This is a genomic window from Streptomyces sp. NPDC091209, from assembly GCF_044757755.1.
Lineage (GTDB): Bacteria > Actinomycetota > Actinomycetes > Streptomycetales > Streptomycetaceae > Streptomyces.
Map to the genome: position 1 here is coordinate 1 of NZ_JBIVVR010000038.1, position 1,191 is coordinate 1,191.

Annotated in this window: 1 protein-coding gene; it reads left to right on the top strand. The window is 66.4% G+C overall.

Going from position 1 to position 1,191, the window contains the following annotated elements:
* Positions 1–105 precede the first annotated feature (105 nt).
* A complete protein-coding gene (locus tag ACIQRL_RS40830; protein WP_401341427.1) occupies positions 106–1,191 on the top strand; it encodes an IS630 family transposase in 1,086 nt (361 codons plus the stop codon).

Consider the following 1,191-nt stretch of genomic DNA (forward strand, 5'->3'; position numbering starts at 1 on the left):
CTAGTGAGCTGGTTGTGAGTTGGTTCGGCACCACGTGGGTTGCTTTCCGTACCACTTCACGGGTTCGCATACCTGGTGCCGATTGGCTGCGGTCTGCTGTCGGGTGTGGGTGACAGCAGGCTGGAGCCGCTGGTGCTGAGTGAGACCGAGCGCCAGGTGTTGAAGAACTGGGTCAAGCGCCGTCAGACCGCGCAGGGGCTTGCCCTGCGAGCACGGATCGTGCTGGCGTGTGCGGAGGGCGGGCCGAACATGGCCGTGGCTGCCCGGCTGGGCGTGAACCGCGGCACCGTCGCCAAATGGCGCACCCGGTTCCTCCGTGACCGGCTGGACGGACTGTCGGACGAGCCAAGGCCCGGGGTGCCGCGGACCATCACCGATGCCCAGATCGAGGAAGTCGTGGTCCGCACCCTCGAAGAGGTACCCGAAGGCGGGACGCACTGGTCGAAGCGGGAGCTGGCCAAGGCTGTGGGGATGTCGCCGGCGAGCGTGTTGCGGATCTGGCACGCCTTCGGCCTGCAGCCGTGGCGGACGGAGACCTTCAAGATCTCCCCGGATCCGCTGCTGACCGACAAGGTCCGTGACGTCGTCGGTCTCTACCTCGCCCCGCCGGCCAACGCGGCGGTGTTTGCAATGGACGAGAAACCGCAGATCCAGGCCCTTGAACGGACCGCACCCGTGCTGCCGATGCTGCCCGGAGTCCCCGAGCGGCGCAGCTTCGACTACGTCCGCCACGGCACCGTCGATCTGTTCGCCGCCCTGAACACCGCGACGGGCAAGGTGATCACGAAGCTGTCCGCACAGCACCGGGCCGTGGACTTCCGGGACTTCCTCGACGACATCGACCGCCAGACCGAGCCCGGCCTGGCGGTCCACGTGATCTGCGACAACCTCTCCGCCCACAAGGCACCGGCGGTGCACAAGTGGCTCCTCGCGCATCCCCGCTTCCACCTGCACTTCACCCCCACGTACTCGTCGTGGATCAATCAGGTCGAGCGGTGGTTCGCCGAGTTGCAGCGGCGCTGCCTGGAGCGCGGAGTGTTCTGCTCACTGGACAGCCTCAAGGCCGCACTTGAAGACTGGATCAAGGTCTGGAACGACGAGGCCCGGCCGTTCAAGTGGACCAAAACCGCCGACCAGATCCTCGACCGGATCTGCCGCTACTGCTCACGCATCTCCGAACCAGCTCACTAG